General features: G+C 43.2%; 15 protein-coding genes. 7 read left to right on the top strand and 8 right to left on the bottom strand.

The features are described from left to right. Window positions 1-3 precede the first annotated feature (3 nt). Window positions 4-1,026, bottom strand: coding sequence for a GDP-mannose 4,6-dehydratase (gene gmd / locus LEP1GSC050_RS10420; protein WP_010571156.1), 1,023 nt, complete (start codon window positions 1,024-1,026; stop codon window positions 4-6). A gap of 43 nt (window positions 1,027-1,069) precedes the next feature. Next, complete coding sequence (locus tag LEP1GSC050_RS10415) at window positions 1,070-2,434, bottom strand: MATE family efflux transporter (RefSeq protein ID WP_010571155.1); 1,365 nt, start codon at window positions 2,432-2,434, stop codon at window positions 1,070-1,072. A gap of 99 nt (window positions 2,435-2,533) precedes the next feature. On the opposite strand from LEP1GSC050_RS10415, the gene LEP1GSC050_RS10410 reads away from it, so the two are divergent. From LEP1GSC050_RS10410 to LEP1GSC050_RS10395, 3 genes are all read left to right on the top strand, one after another. Then, window positions 2,534-3,862 (top strand): amidohydrolase family protein, encoded by a 1,329-nt coding sequence (locus tag LEP1GSC050_RS10410; RefSeq protein WP_010571154.1) that lies wholly within the window; start codon window positions 2,534-2,536, stop codon window positions 3,860-3,862. 15 nt (window positions 3,863-3,877) lie between these two features. Continuing rightward, window positions 3,878-4,678, top strand: coding sequence for a hypothetical protein (locus LEP1GSC050_RS10405; protein WP_010571153.1), 801 nt, complete (start codon window positions 3,878-3,880; stop codon window positions 4,676-4,678). A 657-nt stretch (window positions 4,679-5,335) separates the two neighbouring features. Further along, a complete protein-coding gene (locus tag LEP1GSC050_RS10395) occupies window positions 5,336-6,067 on the top strand; it encodes a DUF4136 domain-containing protein (protein ID WP_010571151.1) in 732 nt (243 codons plus the stop codon). On the opposite strand, the gene LEP1GSC050_RS10390 is transcribed toward LEP1GSC050_RS10395, so the two are convergent. Next, window positions 6,064-7,053 (bottom strand): aldo/keto reductase, encoded by a 990-nt coding sequence (locus LEP1GSC050_RS10390; RefSeq protein WP_232225780.1) that lies wholly within the window; start codon window positions 7,051-7,053, stop codon window positions 6,064-6,066. The two genes, LEP1GSC050_RS10395 and LEP1GSC050_RS10390, sit on opposite strands and share 4 nt — an antisense overlap. A gap of 305 nt (window positions 7,054-7,358) precedes the next feature. On the opposite strand from LEP1GSC050_RS10390, the gene LEP1GSC050_RS10385 reads away from it, so the two are divergent. Together LEP1GSC050_RS10385 and LEP1GSC050_RS10380 are read left to right on the top strand one after the other, a co-directional pair. Further along, entirely contained in the window at window positions 7,359-8,222 is an 864-nt protein-coding gene (locus LEP1GSC050_RS10385; protein ID WP_010571149.1) for a prohibitin family protein, read from the top strand. Between the two features lie 28 nt (window positions 8,223-8,250). Further along, window positions 8,251-10,521 carry a caspase family protein gene (locus tag LEP1GSC050_RS10380; RefSeq protein WP_010571148.1) on the top strand — a complete coding sequence of 757 codons (2,271 nt, stop codon included), beginning with the start codon at window positions 8,251-8,253 and terminating at the stop codon, window positions 10,519-10,521. Window positions 10,522-10,531: 10 nt separating this feature from the next. On the opposite strand, the gene LEP1GSC050_RS10375 is transcribed toward LEP1GSC050_RS10380, so the two are convergent. Then, the gene (locus tag LEP1GSC050_RS10375; protein ID WP_010571147.1) at window positions 10,532-12,460 is read right to left on the bottom strand and encodes a gamma-glutamyltransferase family protein; all 1,929 of its coding nucleotides are present in this window, start codon (window positions 12,458-12,460) and stop codon (window positions 10,532-10,534) included. A gap of 333 nt (window positions 12,461-12,793) precedes the next feature. Here LEP1GSC050_RS10375 and LEP1GSC050_RS10370 point away from each other — a divergent pair, with 333 nt between their 5' ends. Beyond that, window positions 12,794-14,314: a hypothetical protein gene (locus tag LEP1GSC050_RS10370; RefSeq protein ID WP_010571146.1), complete on the top strand. Its 1,521-nt coding sequence runs from the start codon at window positions 12,794-12,796 to the stop codon at window positions 14,312-14,314. A gap of 22 nt (window positions 14,315-14,336) precedes the next feature. On the opposite strand, the gene LEP1GSC050_RS10365 is transcribed toward LEP1GSC050_RS10370, so the two are convergent. The 4 genes from LEP1GSC050_RS10365 to LEP1GSC050_RS10350 form a co-directional block, all read right to left on the bottom strand. After that, window positions 14,337-15,524 carry a hypothetical protein gene (locus LEP1GSC050_RS10365; RefSeq protein ID WP_010571145.1) on the bottom strand — a complete coding sequence of 396 codons (1,188 nt, stop codon included), beginning with the start codon at window positions 15,522-15,524 and terminating at the stop codon, window positions 14,337-14,339. Continuing rightward, window positions 15,508-15,795 (bottom strand): acylphosphatase, encoded by a 288-nt coding sequence (locus LEP1GSC050_RS10360; protein WP_010571144.1) that lies wholly within the window; start codon window positions 15,793-15,795, stop codon window positions 15,508-15,510. Before LEP1GSC050_RS10360 ends, LEP1GSC050_RS10365 begins: the two co-directional genes overlap by 17 nt. A 64-nt stretch (window positions 15,796-15,859) precedes the next feature. Beyond that, a complete protein-coding gene (locus LEP1GSC050_RS10355) occupies window positions 15,860-16,279 on the bottom strand; it encodes a globin domain-containing protein (RefSeq protein WP_010571143.1) in 420 nt (139 codons plus the stop codon). After that, entirely contained in the window at window positions 16,276-16,761 is a 486-nt protein-coding gene (locus tag LEP1GSC050_RS10350) for an RNA pyrophosphohydrolase (RefSeq protein ID WP_040911610.1), read from the bottom strand. The genes LEP1GSC050_RS10355 and LEP1GSC050_RS10350 overlap by 4 nt, the downstream gene beginning before the upstream one ends. A 265-nt stretch (window positions 16,762-17,026) precedes the next feature. Between LEP1GSC050_RS10350 and LEP1GSC050_RS10345 the strand changes: the two genes are divergently transcribed. After that, complete coding sequence (locus LEP1GSC050_RS10345; protein ID WP_010571141.1) at window positions 17,027-17,458, top strand: SET domain-containing protein-lysine N-methyltransferase; 432 nt, start codon at window positions 17,027-17,029, stop codon at window positions 17,456-17,458. Window positions 17,459-17,482 lie beyond the last annotated feature (24 nt).

Raw genomic sequence — 17,482 nt, 5'->3', positions numbered from 1 at the left:
TCCTTAAATCTGAATACCGAAGGCCTTGCAGTCGGACTTGATCATGATTTCGACTAACTCTTTGAATTTTACTTTCGGTTCCCAGCCGAGTTTCTTTCGGGCTTTTTCAGGATTGCCTATTAGCAGCTCGACTTCCGCAGGGCGATAGAAGTTCGGATCGACTTGAACGAGAAGCTTTCCGTCTTTCTTATCATATCCCTTTTCCTGATCTCCGGATCCTTTCCATTCGACTTGTATATTTAAGTGTCTGAACGACTCTTCTACGAATTCGCGAACGGTATGCATTTCGTTGGTTGCAACCACGTAATCGTCTGGCTCGGGCTGTTGAAGCATCATCCACATCATTTCCACGTAATCTTTCGCAAATCCCCAGTCGCGCTTGGCGTCTAGGTTTCCAAGTCGGATCGGGCCACTCTTACCGGAAAGCAATCCTGCCACTCCTAAGGTGATTTTACGAGTAACGAAACCTTCTCCCCTGCGAGGTGATTCGTGATTAAATAAAATTCCGTTCGAAGCGTGCAATCCGAACGCTTCTCTATAGTTTACCACCGCCCAATACGCGTACAGTTTCGCTACCGCATACGGTGATCGAGGATAGAAAGGAGTTTTTTCGTCCTGAGGGATGGCCTGAACTTTTCCATAAAGCTCCGAGGTGGAAGCTTGGTAAAAACGGGATTTAACTCCCGTTTGCTTGATAGCATCCAAGATTCTTAAAGTTCCGACCGCATCCACTTCCGCAGTGTATTCGGGAACTTCGAACGAAACGCCTACATGGGATTGGGCGGCTAAATTATAAATTTCCTCGGGTTGAACCTTCTCTAAAACCCGATTTAAATTACTGGAATCCGTCAAATCCCCGTAATGCAAAAACAATCGAGGATTTCCGCGCAGATGCTCGATGCGGTCCCGGTTCAATGAGCTGGATCGGCGCACGATCCCATGGACTTCATAGTCTTTGCTCAAGAGAAGTTCTGTTAAGTAGGATCCGTCTTGGCCGGTAATGCCGGTGATTAGCGCCTTTTTCATTCTGGAACCAAAAAAACCGGTTTTGTTTTCCAGGCAAGAACGTTTAGACCGTCCCCTTCACCCATTTTTTCCTTCTAAATTCGAGTACGAAGGTTCCGGAGAGCGTCGCAATCCAGATAAATATGGCGGCCCAAATTCCTAAGGTTCCCCCTTTGAAATAAATCCCGAATAAGTAAGCGCAGGGAAGCATAATTAGGTATGTAACCAGCATGTAAATACGGAAGACATGGGCCTGCAATCCGGCGCCTCGAAGTGCCGCGCCGATAACCATATGGTACGCGTCTCCGATTTGAATTACGCCTAAAAGGACTAAAGCCGGATAACATTCTTCGATTAACTCCATGTCTTGAGTATAGACGTTTAGGATGTTTCTCCCAAAAATGATGAATGCCAAACCGACTAATCCCATTACATGTGCCGAAAAGAAAGCGGATCTGAAAGCGGCGTGGTAGGCCAATTTATACTTTCTCGCCCCCATTGCCTGACCCAATAAAGTTGTGGCTGCGACTCCGAAGGCATAACCGGGAAGAAAAGCCATGCTCAAAGTTGAAAAGAGAATATTGGACGCGGCTACCGACACAATGGAAATCATTCCTTGGAATTTAACGAAGATCATGAATGCGACATTAACGAATCCTTCCTCTAATCCAGGTGGGACTCCGACTCGAATGATTTCAAGTAGATGAGTCCAAGTCGGAATCGGGCGAATACCTAGAAAATATCGATTCGCTTTATACTTAAACAGAAAGAACGGAAATACGAGCAACCCGACAAGACCTGCCAGAGAGGAGGCTAGTCCGGCTCCGGCGATTCCCATTGCGGGAACTCCGCAATTTCCGTATATGAAAATCCAGTTCAAAAGAATATTAGAAAGTGTTGTTACTGCCATCGACACGAATCCGGCTTTCGTAAATCCTAAGCCGTCCATGAATCCCCTAAAACAAAAACCGATGAAGTAAAAACCGCTCCCTAAGAATCTATACGTTAAGTAACTTTCTCCTAAAAGACTTACCGCTTTATCGGCCCCGATCAAAGCCATGAGAGGGGACGAGATGAACGGTCCTAACACAGTGATGATCACGCCTAAAAATAGGGAAAGGTAAAGTGTCGTAATTCCGATCTTTCCGATTTCATTCGAGCGACCTTCTCCGAATCTTCTCGCTACTATAATCTGAATTCCCATGGAAAACCCGATAAGAAATGCAACGAGAGTGTAATAACTGATTCCACCCATTCCGATCGCGGCCAAGGCTTCTTTACCTAAATAACCTACCATGATCGAATCGGTGGACCAAACTACGGTTTGACTGATCATCGCCAAAACGACGGGAACGGCTAAAAATAGAATGGAAGTGTTGAGTCGACTGAATCTATAAGTTCTACGTATCTTTTTTAACAAGGTATCCAATCAATTTCCAGCTTCATTATAGGAGGTCCCATAACCAGCATTTTTTCTTCGAAAAACGGTTTCTTCTTCGTGCAGAGCTCTTACAGTGGTATTACGTTTATGCAGACCTTGGGAACCGGGATAAAGGCTGAATTCGCAGACCTCCATAATCATCTCTATGGAAGTATTCGTCCGGAACTATTATGGGAAATGGGGAAGAATAATCCGAATCCACGATGGGAAATATTTCTTCGTCCGTTCGAGGAATTGTACGGAAAGAAAATTCGACCGTCGACTTTCTTCGAGGACTATAGGGATCCTGATTTGTTTCGAAAGCTTTATCTTTTCAATCACAAAGGTCCTTTCCCCGAATTCCAAGCTAAGTTCAACCTAATTATCGCTCTCTCGAAATTCGATCCTATCGAAATCCGATTCATAGCAAAACAGATCACTTTAGCACAGTTCCAAGAAGGCGTCACATTCGGAGAATATAGGATTATGTATGCTCCGAATGAAACCGATGAGAACGTATTCGCTAAGACCGCAGCCGCTTGCGAAGGATTTGCCGAAGCCGAATCGGAATTAGGCGGGCTCGCACGATCTAGATTGGTCATTTCCCTGCATCGAGACGGAGATTTTTTTAAGGAATATGAAATTATAAAGGGCCTTATGGAAAAGGATTCCCTGATTCGAAAATACGTAGTCGGTTTAGATTTTTGTTATATAGAAGAGGGATTTCCGCCGAAAGATAAAAAGGATTTCTTTCTGCAAGTCGATAAGGATAATAAGTCCGAACCTTCTACGGCATTATCAATTCTTTATCATGTAGGAGAATCTTTTCAGGATAAGAGTTTAATCTCGGCAGCTAGATGGGTGCTTCAATCCGCCGAATGGGGGGCTCATCGTTTAGGTCATGCGATCGCATTAGGTGTGAATCCGGACGCTTATCGTGGAGAAAATTTTGTCGAAACGGCAGCCGAGAGAAGAGACAGTCTGGAATTTTTATACGAAAGATGGGAGGAGATTTCAAAGTTTGGAGAACTTCCCGACAGGAGCAGAATAGGCGCCGAATTAGATTCGATTCGACATAAGGAAAAGGTAGAAATTCCGGCTACTGAAACGTCCTTGTCTGAAACGAGGGCTTTTCAAAACTATTGTATGGACAGGATTTCCGTAACCGACGCCGTGATCGAATCCTGTCCAAGTTCTAACGAGTATATCGGAATGGTTCGAGATATTAGGCATCATCCTTTTTTACGTTTTGTAAATACCGGACTCAGGGTTACGATATCGACCGACGATCCGGGTATTTTCGGTACGGAAATTCAGAAAGAGTATAGCAAGGCGGAACAAATGGGACTTAGCAAGGAATTGCTCGAACGGATTCGTCAGGATTCTTTTTCGTATACGTCAGAAATTTTATCGGGAAGGCAGGAACTTTCTAAGTAAAGATTTAGAGATTGCATGAAAGTTTACGGAATTTCTTTTCATTTAACGACTACGATTTCAATCCGACTTTTGTCTTCTTGTATTATCGTACTTTTTTCCAGTTATTCCATTTTCGGCCAAGTCCAAAGCGATTTTTCCGATCCGTACGATTATAATTTAAGAAATTATCAAGACGAAAAATCTCCGGATGGATTTCAAGAATATGCTATTCCGCCGAAATTCGATAAACCGATCCTCGTAAACCCGAAGAACGCGCAAGTTCCTTTTCAGAACGCACTTCCGACTTCGACGGGAGCTCAAGGAACTCGTAGAACCACAAACCCGACTCAGACTAGGCAAGATGACGGATTATTTAATCCGATAACCGGAGAAGTGAATATCGAAGCCTTGGAACGGCAGCAAACGCAAGAACGGGATAGAAAAAAGAAATTAACGGATTTCGGGAAAGAAAGAGAACCTTACACTGAAACTAGACTTCGAAGATTCTCCATTATATTTTTTATGACCTTGCCGCTTGCAGGCGGTTTATCCTACGGTGCATTAAGTTTTTTTAAACCTGGATATGAAAAGACGTTACCGGGAGGATGGATTGTTTTCGGCGTCGGGGCAAGTTTGGCCTTTGCAAATGCGTGGTCGGATTTAAACGAATATGATCGTATGAAACTAGAAAACCAACCCGAAAGCCCCACTCCGAACCCGACCGTGCCCGATAGACTTTCGGAAACGATTCATCCGACGACACTTCCGGGATTGGGTCCGTTTACTCGTAATTCTGAAAATAGGTTCGAGATGGATTTACTTAGAGCAAATTTCTAGGTGAAATAACTTGAATCTTTTCCCTCCATTCATGCCTTCAAAGGAAAAATGGTTTTCGTTTTGGGGGGCTCGGATTTCCGACAGTGAGCCAATTAATCCAGAAAATGTGGTTTTTAAAGAGACTCAATCCGATTTAAACAAGAGAGTTTTACAAATGCTAGGTATAACGAATCTTTAATCCCGAATCGGGGGCTGCTCATTCGATGCTTCAGCAATTGATTTATCGAGGAGTAAAGGGAGTGACTTCGCTTGGAAACGAATATCGTATATTAGAGAAGGTTTTACCGAAGCATATGTTAGGAAAAACCTTATCAGAGTGTAGAATACGAGAAGACTGGAATCTTAACTTGGTTACGGTCAAACGTCCGAAAAAAATCGTAAGGATCAAGGCTCCGAGGAAATTCTCGGAATTCTCCAGCCGAATATGATTCTCAAGGAAAACGATATTCTGGTCCTAAACGAAGATTTGGACAAGCTACTTCATAAGCGATCGGTATTAATAATCCGTGTTAAAAGTAATTTCAGATTTTCCGTTCGTCTCATCGAAATGAAAAATCGGTGCTCTAAAGACTTTTTCTAACGATTTGTTATAAAAAAAAGTTTGAGCCGATTTTGTTTCTACAATGGTCTCATTCGTCTAAGAAGGAAGGCTAGAACATGAGGATTCGATTTCTCCTTCTGTTTGTTTATTTGATTTCCTGTGCACCGTTAGTCGTGAAATCCGGCGTTGAGGTTAGTCAATCGCGTCAGATTACCCTATACGCAAAAACTTTCGCTTTTCTTCCTTTCGTCGGAGAGGCAAGTCGTATCCAAATCGCGGAACATGAAGATCTAATCAGATTGAAATTCATCGAAAAAGGTTTCCGAGAAGTCGAGGCGAATCGAGCCGATCTTTTAATCGCTTACGATATTTTGACCTACCCAAGAGGGACAGTAATTCCGAATTCGATCCCCCTGGGGGCCAGCGGAGGTTGGTTAACTCGTAGAGGATTGCGCTATCATTCGGACGGAGACACCGTTAGAGGTTCTTTCGGCATTCCTTTTTTAGGCGGTTTAGCGGGAGGATACGGAAGTAACGGCGGTTATTCCGGATTCGGCGGTTATTATTTGGGCGGCGGGTACGGCGCTTACCAACGTTCTTACACTCGAAATTATTACGATACGAGCTATTACGATATTATTTTCAAAATGCTTATTTACGACGGGCGAGTCTACAGAGGAAAGCCGTTTAGCGTACTATTGGAAGCTAACATAGAAGGTGAAGGGCGCTCCGGATATTTATTCGACGTGGTGCCTTATCTAATCGCAAGTTTCTTTAAATCATTTCCTAACTTTAATGGACAAAAAACGGAGACAATTTCCGAATACGAAGTAGGTTTCGAGGATTAACCCATAGGATAAGGAATTTTCCTCGAAACCTCATCAATTTTTTTTAATATGTCATCCGATAAAAGTAAATCGACTGCTTTTAAGTTTTCTTCCAGTTGCTCGACAGTATTCGCTCCTATGATCGTCGAGGCAACGTAATCGTGCTGTTTGGACCAAGCCACCGAAAGTACCGCTACGCTGATTCCTGCTTCTCCGGCGATTTTACTCAACTCTGAGACCGAGGAAAGAGTTCCTTCGTTTAAGAATCGATTTGCCATGCGTCGCTGTCTTTCGGTGGGCAGCTTCGCATAACGACTAAATCGTGCGTTCTCAGGCGGTGACGGTTGGTTGTATTTTCCGGTTAACACTCCGCCTGCCAAAGGAGAATAGGGCAATAGGCTGATAGTTTCTCTACGGCAAATATCGGATAACGCGTCTTCGAAGCGTCGATTTAGAATGCTGAAATTATTTTGAATCGATTCGTATCTCGCCAAAGAATTCTTTTCGGAAACCGAGAGGCTCTTCATCGTTCCCCAAGCAGTTTCGTTGCTACTGCCGATATATCGAACTTTTCCCTCGTCTATTAATTCGGTTAAAGCTTCCAAGGTCTCTTCGTATCCGAAATCGTGATCCGGCCAATGAGTTTGGTATAAATCGATATAATCGGTTCCTAATCTTCTGAGGCTACCTTCAATTGCGATTTTAATATTCCGTTTATCCAAGGTCGTTTTGCCGGAGCGTACAGGAGGTGAAAACCAGCCGTGGCCGGGACCGCAGACTTTAGTCGCTATGAGAATTGATTCCCTTTTTTTCGTTTTTAGCCATTTTCCAAAAATTCGTTCCGTTTCATGTACGTATCGTTCCTCTGGTGGAACCGGATAGACTTCCGCAGTGTCATAAAAATCGATATCCGCGTCATAGGCTCTGTCTAAAATGCGATGCGCTTCCCGTTCTTCGCAACTTGATCCGAATGTCATAGTGCCCATGCAAATTTCGGAAACTACCATGCCGCTTTTACCGAGTCTTCTTTTTTTCAACGGGATCTCCTACGATTGATTCTGTCGGAAATTACAGGGAATCTTCTCAAGAATGATGATACCGAGGAGCCGTATCCTTCGCAAGAATTTTTGGAATCGCGTAAAGTATGAATTGTTACGGAACCGTTCCGATAGTTCAAAGGGGTCGAATTGGAAAATGGATTGTAACTAGCGAATAAACGAACTATAGTCGAGTTCGGTTAAAACGGCAAATTCGGAGAAGTTCCCGAAGACCCGAGTAAGTTGACAGTTAATTTTATCGGAGAGTTATGAGGATGAAGAAAAGAAATCGGTGGGGTATGTTTTTGATTTTTTCGTTAATGGGCTGTTACGCGACCGTTCCGCCGGGGCATGTCGGACTAAGGTTCGATCCTTGGAATCGAACCTTAGAAAAAAAATCCCTTCCACCGGGAAATTATCCGATCGGATTTTTTGAACAAGTAATACAGTATCCTGTCCAACTTCAATCTCACACTGAAAAAGTAGAAGTTATTACTCGCGATGATTTGAGAATCGAAGTTATTGCCACGATCATTATTAAGCCGATCGTGGAGGAGGTCTTTGAATTACAGACCAAAATCGGCCGGGATTTTTATAATATGGTCGTGCAACCCGAATTTCGCACATGCATTCGGAACGTGATGACGAGTTATCCAATGATACAAATTTCCAAAAAGACGCCCGACATCGAGAAGGAGATCAAAACGGAAGTGACGAGGCGTATTCAAGGTAAGCATGTAGAAGTCGACGATGTGGTATTAAGCGATATAAATTATAGTCAGAAAATTTTCCAGGCCATCGAAGAGAAGTTAACGAAAGAACAACAGTTGGAAGCGATGAAGTTTCAAATCCGAATCACTCAAAAGGATAATGAAATGGAACGCATGAAAGCAAAGCGAGAAGCTGAAATTCGCATTATCGAAGCGGAAGCGGAAGCTAAGTCCAGTGTAATCAAAGCTAGGGCAACTGCGGAAGCACAAGAGATGATCAATAGTAAGTTGACGACGAAATATATTCAATATAAGGCGTTAGAAAATCCGAACAATAAAATCATCTATTATCCGCTGGGAAAGGATTCATTACCTGTAATCATAAACCCGCAGTTGGGCGGAAAATCGGAACCCAACCGATCAGAATAATTTCGATGGGCCAAAGAGGGTATTCGTTGTGAAAAGCTGGTATTCAAAGGCGGTAGTCGCTGCGGTTCTTTTATTATTAGAAGGATCGACTCCCGTCCGTCCAGAAATTGAATCCGATATAGTCGAGGAGACTTTTATACCGAGAATCGCCCGTTCTTCCGGAGTATTAAGTATTTCTGTTTCCTCCGACGGTAATACGTTCGTTTCAGGATGCGAGGATAAAACCGCTAGAATTTGGAGTCTTAACAATCGAAATTTCTTAACCCTATCCGAAAATACTAGTCCGGTGACATCCGTTTCCTTTTCGCCTCTTGGAGATAAGATTCTTACGAAAGGCGACGGGGATACGGCTACGCTTTGGGCTAGCGACGGCAGGAAGCTATTATCGACTCATAGTAGCGAAGGATGGATCCAGGCGGTTTTGTTCGCGCCGGACGGAAAAAGTTTTTTTACGGCGTCCGACGACGGAAAAATTTATCAATGGGATCTTACCGGTAAATTAGTTTATCGTTATGTTTTTCATACCGACGCCATAACTTCGATCGATGCTTCGAGAGACGGAAAGTTTCTCGTAGCCGGTTCCGACGACGGAAAAATTTCGATCTGGCAGGTCAAAGGTAAGTTGTTAAAAGAAATGGAGGGACACGGAGCGTCCGTTTCGACGGTAGCAATTTCGCCCGATAATTCCGTCTTTGCGTCCGGCGGTCTTGATAACAAAGCAATTCTTTGGAATTTTAAAGGAGAGAAGATTCGGGAATTTTTGGGACATTCTTCTTCGCTTTCCGGAATTGCTTTTTCTCCCAACGGAAAATTAATAGCGACTGCAAGTCAGGACAGAACTGCAAGGATTTGGAATTTATCCGGCGAAAAAGTAGCCGAATTAGAGGGCCATACCGAGGATTTGACCGATATAAAATTCCTGCATAAGGGAGAAATCTTGATTACCTCAAGTACGGACGGTTCTCACATATTTTGGAATTTAAAAGGAAAACGTTTAGGAAACGTTATATTAACGGAACGTGGAAAGGTCGTTTTTACCGAAGACGGGCGATTCGAATACGATGATTCTCATTCAGCTGACTCCATCGAATTCGAAGACAAAATATCCGGCCAAGTGGTAAATATAGATCAATTTTTCGACAGGTTATATACGCCTAACCTTTATTCTGAACTATTAAGCGAAGTCAACGGGGCTAAGCCTCAAAAAAATATCGCCGAGTTATATAAGGAATCACCGGCGCCGTCCATCTTGTTAACGATTGCGACTACGCCTCGGCCTAAGGAACAAAAAATAGATTTGGAAATCAAATCCTGCGATACCGGAGGCGGTGTAAAGGAACTGCTTCTATATCATAACGGCTCGTTAATCGATTTGGAAAAAATTCGTGGAATTAAAATTCAAAACGAAGGAAAGTGCACCACTCAGAAAATTTCAGCGTCTCTGATTTCCGGTGCAAACACGTTTCAAGCAGTAGCTAAAAGTCAGCTAGGCATTGCCGCCTATTCTAAAAATCTAAATATCGATTCGAATCAAGTTTCGGGTCCCGTTCCGAAGCCGGCTTTACACATAGTCGTTATAGGAATCGATCAATACAAGAATACCGATTTGAATCTAAAATATGCGGTCGCGGATGCGAAAGCGATTCGCGATTCGATTCGGGAAAAGGCTGCGGATCTTTTTTCCGCTACTTACGTGTATGAGGCATTCGATAAAGATGCTACCAAGAGAGGAATCGAGCAGGTATTTGCCTTGGTTGCCGAGAAGGCTCGACCTGAAGACGTGGCGGTGATCTATATCGCAGGTCACGGACTTTCCGAGGAACGCACATACTATTTTTTGTCCCAAGAAAACCCGGGCAATAACATCCAAGCAATCCAGTCCGGTCTTTCTCAACAGGAGTTAATCAAACTCATTTCAAGAATAGATGCCACTAAGAAATTCGTAATGATCGACACTTGTCAATCCGGCGGCGATTGGCTTGTAACGATGCGAGGCGGATCGGAAGATCAGGCAGCCTTAGGAATATTGGCCAAAACTGCGGGCGTATGGGTGGTAGCAGCTTCGCTGAAGAAACAATACGCATGGGAATCCATCATAACCGGTCATGGACTATTAACCACTAGCATATTGGAAGCTTTAGAAGGGAAAGCAGGAAAAACGAAGACGATGTCCGTAGGAGAATTAATACCTTACATTAACCGACGAGTCCCCGAGATAGCAAAAGAGTATTTTAAAAAAGAGCAATATCCTTACACCGCTCAACATGGACAAGACTTTCCAATTGCTAAGGTAAAGTGAAACGACGATTTTATTGTCCTTCCGCCCAAGATTCTTTTCTAGGGTCTGCACCCCCAAAAAGTTTACCGGTCTTAGGATCGCGTAAGGAAACGCACGGGGCTCCAAAATCATATTCCCATTTCTCGCGCCCCTGTACGTCGTAACCTATCGCTTTGAGAGCGTCAGCATGCCTATCGTAGATATCTTTTTCCAACTCGATTCGTCCGGGATAATAAGTGTGAGGGGAAAAGGAATCCGGCCAGTTTAAAGAGCGAAAGCGGGGTGCGTTAACGGCCTCTTGAGGATTCATTCCGAAAACGACTATATTCAAAAAAGTTTGAATAATACCTTGCGTTTGCATATCTCCGCCTGGTGTGCCTAAGCTCATGAAAAATTTTCCCTCTTTGAATACCATAGAGGCATTCGGAGTGATCGTAGGCCTTTTTCCCGGAACTAAAGAGGAAGGATGAAGCGGATCCAAGCGAAATTGTGTCATTCGAATTCCTAAGGTTAAATCTCCGTCGATCATAGGCGACTGAGGAAAATCGCTAGGGGTAAGGGACAGTGAATTTCCTTTCGAATCAATTATACTTAGATACGTCGTATCTCTTCCGATTTTACCGCTTCCGGTCTTTTCCCAAAAGCTAGGCGCTATTTTCCAGTCTCCCATTTCGGCGACGTACCCTTCACGGGGATTTTCTTTCGGTTCGGCGTCTAAGGTTCGACTCGAAAGTCTTGTAGATTCAAATTCGAAAGGATTGCCGTGAGGCGGCGTCTTACCGAACGCAGCTTTTTGGAGAAGTCTTTTTCTGCTTTCTGCATATTCTTTATTAAGCAATCCTCCGATCGGGACGTACGTAAATTCCGGATCTCCGAAAAATTTTTCCCGATCCGCCATAGCTAGCTCGATCGCTTGTATCACGGTATGAACGTATAAAGAGGAATTATGGCCCATGGATTTTAAATCTATGCCGTCCAATATCTGAAGAACGATAGGTACGACTGCGCCTTGATTCCACGTTCGGTTGGAATAAATTTTATAAGATCCGAATGTGCCTGTTAAAGGTTCCTCCCAACTTCCTGTGTAACGCGTGAAATCCTCTAAAATCATAGTTCCGTCATACTTTTGATGGGCCTCTACTATTCTTTTCGCGATAGGTCCTTTGTAAAAATGGTCTCGAACCGCTTCCAAAGAGGATTCCCGATTCTTACCAGCTTTCTTTGCCGAAACCTCTACAGCCGCAAGTTCTCGAAACGTTTTCGCCAAATCAGGACGAGTAAATCTCTCGCTTAGATGTAAGGGTCGCCACCATCTGCCGCGTAGGTAAACCTCGGCATTGTAGGGGAGTAATATCGAAAAACCTAACCTCTTGAAGAAATTCATATTAATATTTCGTAATAAAATTTTATGAACCGGGAATCCTTCTTCTGCGATTCTGATCGCGGGAGCACTCACCTCGGAAAATGACATAGTGCCGTATTTTTTTAAAAGGGAAATAATTACGTCGGGGGAGGCGGGTATGAGTTGCGAAGAATATTGCAATATGGGAACGGTTTTATAGCCCCTGGATTTGAAATACTCGATTGTGGCTTTCTTCGGGGCCTTGCCTGCGCCGATGTAACTTTCGACCTTTCCGGCTTGAGCATTAAAATATAATAAGGGGGCGACTCCCGGAAACGATGCCTCCTCTCCTTGCGTAACGTTTAAAACTAACAGAGCAGCTACACCTGCGTCCGCTGCAGTTCCGCCATTCTTCAGTATATCAAGTGCGACTCGGGTTGCAAACGGATGACCGCTCGCGACCATTATACTCGATCCTTCCGCGACAGGGCGATCCTTGTGATAAGGGTCCTGCCATTCCATTATTTTGTTTGGATGATAGGTTACGATATAGAGGAGCGAAAATGCGATCAAGAAAATAGAAATCGCATATATTATTAATCGGAGTAAATTCTTCATATTGACGCTGCCATAGTGATTGTTCGAAGTACATGAGGCTTTTTTATCGAACGAATTCAAGCGAATTCTTTGCAAAGAAAAAGCATCGACCGGGATTTATGAGTACAAAGAAGTTGATTAATATTATCGTGTTCTACGAAAAGAGGGATATACTAAGTAATGAATATATGTCTCTTTCCAAAAAATAAGTAGTTTAAAATATTATAATCTAATCCTTTAGCATTACGAAAAAAGTTCGAATGTTTAAAAAAAGAGATAAACGAGTGAAATTTTAAGAGCAACTAAGGCAAAATTGGTGTTAAATGGAGAGAAGGAATCAGGGGACCTTCGCTAATGAAAGTCGAAATGCTCGAATCTTCTGCGACGGAAAACGTCGCTAGAGTGAATCATCCGAGTCTGCGAATCGAATTGAAAATCCATTCTGGACCCCGCCCTTACTTCGACACGGAAACGGAAAGTCTTTTGACTTTATCCAGAATCAACTCCCGTCCGGAAGGGCTGTCGGATGGGAAACTTCCGACGTTGAACGCGGAGATTGATTGGGATCGTAAAACGTACTCGCGAGTGGAGTCACTTTTAAAGGAGGGACTTGTCGTTTTGGTTCCACGAATAAAATATCGTAAAGAAAAACGGGAAGGGGAAATAGTATTACATCTCGTTTCGGCAAAAGGAGATAGCGTTCGCGATCGTGAGGCCTTTAAAAATTTAGTCCTGGAAATTCATCGTCGATCGGCTTGGGCGGTCAGAAATTACACGATAGAAAATCAAACAAATCGAAGCCGCAAACTGGACCTTTTTTTAGAAGAGATTCTTTCCGGGAAATGGATCGGACCGCGTCGTTCTTCCAACGAAGTTTTAATAGGCTACTTGGAAAGAATTCGTATGCCTGAACTTCTTCGCGATGATTCTATTGCCGAAGCTGTGGAACAGATCGACGCTTTTATGCGGGAAGAGGGTTTCGTAATTCCGACTAAAAATTTCGGCTACATTTACGTTCCGGAGGCGGAAGCGGATTCCCTTTTTAAAAAGGCGAAAAATCTTTATCGATATCAATTATTACCGAAATTAACTGACGCGATTCCTAACCTTGAAAATGAAATTCGAACCTATCGAGAATCCTTCTTGGATGTTTCTTACGACGACTTAGTAGAAACTCCGAGATTCGCGAGAGATAAGATGTTCGTGGGCGAATGGCAAAAATTTTCCCAAAGAATCGTTTCTTCTTTCGAATCCGATATCTTGGCGATCTTATCGTCGATTGGTACGAAAGCGATCGCTTCGGACGAGTATAAGAAAGAGTTGGAGGATCGTAAAATCGAAAGAGGTTTACGCCAGGCGCTCCCGGGAGCGGACCCGCCGATGGCTAGATTCCTGAGGTTGGAAGGCCCCGATTTTTCCGGGACGAAACTTCCAAAAAGTTTGGAGGATGATCCCGAATTTCTGAGTATCGTATACTTCGGTATAAAGGGACCTTGTTTATGCGTTTGTCCTAATTCGGAAGGAACGGTCTTGGCGATTTTCGGCGAATTAGAGGATAAATACTCCTTCGAGTCAGAAACCGCATTATCATTTCTATTAATGATTTATGCTAGGCGAAATCGAATAGGAGCTTGGTTCAATAAAGAGGTGTTTCGCGAAGCTTTTTGCGGAGCCGCTTTGGCTTGTTTGGGAAAAAAAGTTCCATGGCTGTATCGAATGGCTTTTTTTGTCGGCTTTAGGGATTCTCTTTTATCCGAAGTGTTTCACGTTCTTTCCGTGCTCGACTACGATCAACTAGATAGAAAGTTGGAAGGAGAAAATCAATCTCGCAGAAAGTACGATACACTTAGACAGGAATTTTTGAAAGTAATTTGATTTATAACCGAGTTTGACCGCTCTACTCCAATAATTCGGCTTTTCCGTAAAGCGGTGCGATCACGCGAATTTGATCCTTCTTGTAATCTAATGCATACAAAGTAAAGCTAGTGTACGGTTTATATTCGCCATCCTTACTACCGTTTACAATATTCGGATCTCCTAAAAAATATGCATAGCCGTTCTTAACAACCGGGAAGGAACCTAGGTAAGAGGATTCGAATCTACGTTTAGCGATCAAATCGACGACAACTATATAACTGGATTTTCCTTCCGAACGTTCCGTAAAAGCAACCGTTCTGCCGTCCGTTCCGACGCTAAGACTAAATTGTTCCTTCGAATTCCCCTCCGTTTTCGGGGGATAAAAGGGTCTGTCCAACTTAACTAACTCGCCTTGCGAGGCCCCCAAAATATACAGTTTATTTTCCTTTTCGGTGGCGGCACGAACGACTACAAGGTCTTCTATTAAGGAATATACATCTAGAATTTGTAATTTTTCTTTTCCTGTTTCGATCCATGCTAACGTAGCTATTATGCCGGTTTCAGTTGAAAATTTATGAATCGGAACTCGAGTCGAGTCTTCGCCGTGCTCAGAATATTTAACCTCGTTCCCCACCAAAAAAACGTAATTTTGATCTGCCGATATAAACGGCTGGAGTCCGGGTGCGACGCTCACTTCCTTTTCTTTCTCATAATCAAAGACGACCGTTTCCCATCGCTCGCTAGTTTTTCGTGAGAACAAAAGCCAAGGCTTTCCCCGAAAAAAACCGGAATTTCCCGGAAACGCATCCTTAGAACCCGGAACGGCTTTACCTTTCCCTGATGTTAGGTTTAGTAGAAAGAGTTCCTTACGAGTCTTAAATAATATATAATTCTGCTTACGAAATATCGGGAGCCCTTTCTCCAACGCTCCCGTATAGATTAATTTGGTTTTTCCGTTCGTTGGGGATACGGAAACTAAACGGAGGATTCCCTTATCTTCTTGAACAATATAAATAGGAGAGAGCGGTTCGGTGCCGGATTGAACTAGATTAACTCCGACTATGCCGGAATTTTGAAAGAATAATAAGAAAAATAACAGAGCTTGGAAGAAAAGATTAACGTTATCTTTTCGGAGAAACGCCTGTTTCACCTTCTTCATATAGGCCATTTTTGCCCCAAAGAATCGATTCGTCAGTAATTTAATCCGTTGTTTAACGCTTGATTTCAAAGGTTCTAAAATTCCCTTTGGCCTCTTCCCATTGGATCGTTGCTTCGACGACTCTAGCTTTAGACGGACCTCGTTGGACTGCCTTGTATAGATCTTCTATAAAGACTTTGTCTCCTTCAACGACTACTTCGACTTCGCCGGAAGGAAGATTCATTGTGTAGCCGGTGAGTCTGCATTCCTGTGCCCGTTGTAAAACGAAGTAGCGAAATCCCACTCCTTGAACGGCTCCTCGCACTCTAATTTTAGCTCTAGTTTGGTTCTTACTTGCCATTCACCCTCCTAAAAAAGAATATTCTATTAATCAGCGTCGAATTTGAAACAAGAAATCCTTTGTTTCATGCCTTGTTTACCATCCAAGCCGAGAACCCTTGAAGAAATTCCCAAACGATATCTTTCGATTCTTGATCTACTTCCCAGTTTTGAATCGCTTCACGGTAACAAGAAAGCCAAGCTCTTCGAGATTTTTCATCTATAGGGAAGGCAAGATGCCTTGCTCTCATTCTAGGCGGCCCGTATCTCTCTACATAATAAGGCGGCCCACCCACTACTTGAATTAAAAAATCGGCGGACTTTTGTATGCTAGACTCTAAATTTTCTGGAAACATCCAAGCTATGGGACTCGCGGGTATTTTTCCGTAAAAATCGTCGACTAAACTCCGTAATTTTTCCTCACCTAATTTTAAAAAAAGTGTGCGAAGTCTTGGATCCGGAATGGGAGGACCGGACTCCGGTGTATATATGGAATGTTCGGTCAAAGTAAGGGGCCTCTTGATAAATAAGATCTAATTTTAGGTTCAAATTCCATAACAAGTTTTTCGTAGACATCGCGTTTAAATGGAACGACGGTCGTGAGACAATCGCGAATAGGAATGAAACGAACCCTTTCGAATTCGCGTTCATGCACGTCCAATCGGCAATCTTCCGCGACTCCATTCCAATAAAATAGGAACCATTTTTGCGATTGTCCTCTGAACTTCTTTAAGTGCTTATTCAGGCTAAGGCTTTCAGGGAAGTCGTATTGGATCCACTCGGGGAATTCGTAGATTATAATACCGTTTTGAATACCGACTTCCTCATAAAGTTCGCGTTGTGCGGCTTCTTCGGAACTTTCTTCGTCGTCTATTCCCCCTTGCGGGAATTGCCAGGATCCCTGGAAGTTAGTTCGTTCCCCTACCAGTACGTCTCCTTTTGAATTAAAGACGACCATTCCGACGTTCTTTCTATACGGTTTTTCCATTCTATAGGAAGAAAACATCGCAGATGTTTATGAGACAAGCCGTTTCCCTTTTAAATTGTTTTCCATATCGAACGAATAAACCTATTGGTATCCGAGGCTTACCTATTGTCGATGCCTTACTTAAGTAATTCGAATCGAATATACGTCTATATCTCTTATAGCAAAACATAGATATATCGATAAATGAATAGAGGATAGACAAAGTGGAGCCGTCCTATTCATTGGGACAAAAGCCATTATCTTTTAGGAGAGTAGTATTTCGAAGATGCAAGTGCAACGTAAACGTAGTCGCCGTCGAATATTTATTGAAGCAGACTTCGAGATTCGGGAATCTCATATTCCCGGCATAGGAATGGGTCTTTTTCCAAAGGAAGACGTTCAAAAAGGAGATACGGTCGGCTTCTATACCGGTCGAGTTTTGGATGATAAATCGGCAAACTCGTCCAAATATTGTGAATCGAAATACTTACTTTGGATCTGTAAGGATCATTGGATTTACGGGGAAGGTAAAAAGTCCAACTATACCCGTTACATTAACCATAGCACAAAACCGAATATTAAATTAGTCGTATCTACTCGATGGAAGACGGCGCGCTTCGAAGCTCTTCGAAAAATTCGAGCCGGGGAAGAGCTTTTCTTCGATTACGGAGACGAATATTGGATCAACGTCGATATTTCTCCAGTAGAACGAAACTAGGGCGGATTCGAATTTTCCGTCCTC

The organism is Leptospira broomii serovar Hurstbridge str. 5399, assembly GCF_000243715.2.
In the GTDB taxonomy this organism is placed as follows: domain Bacteria; phylum Spirochaetota; class Leptospiria; order Leptospirales; family Leptospiraceae; genus Leptospira_B; species Leptospira_B broomii.
Note: the sequence above shows the minus strand (reverse complement) of the source record. Positions and strands in the feature narration are given on the sequence as shown.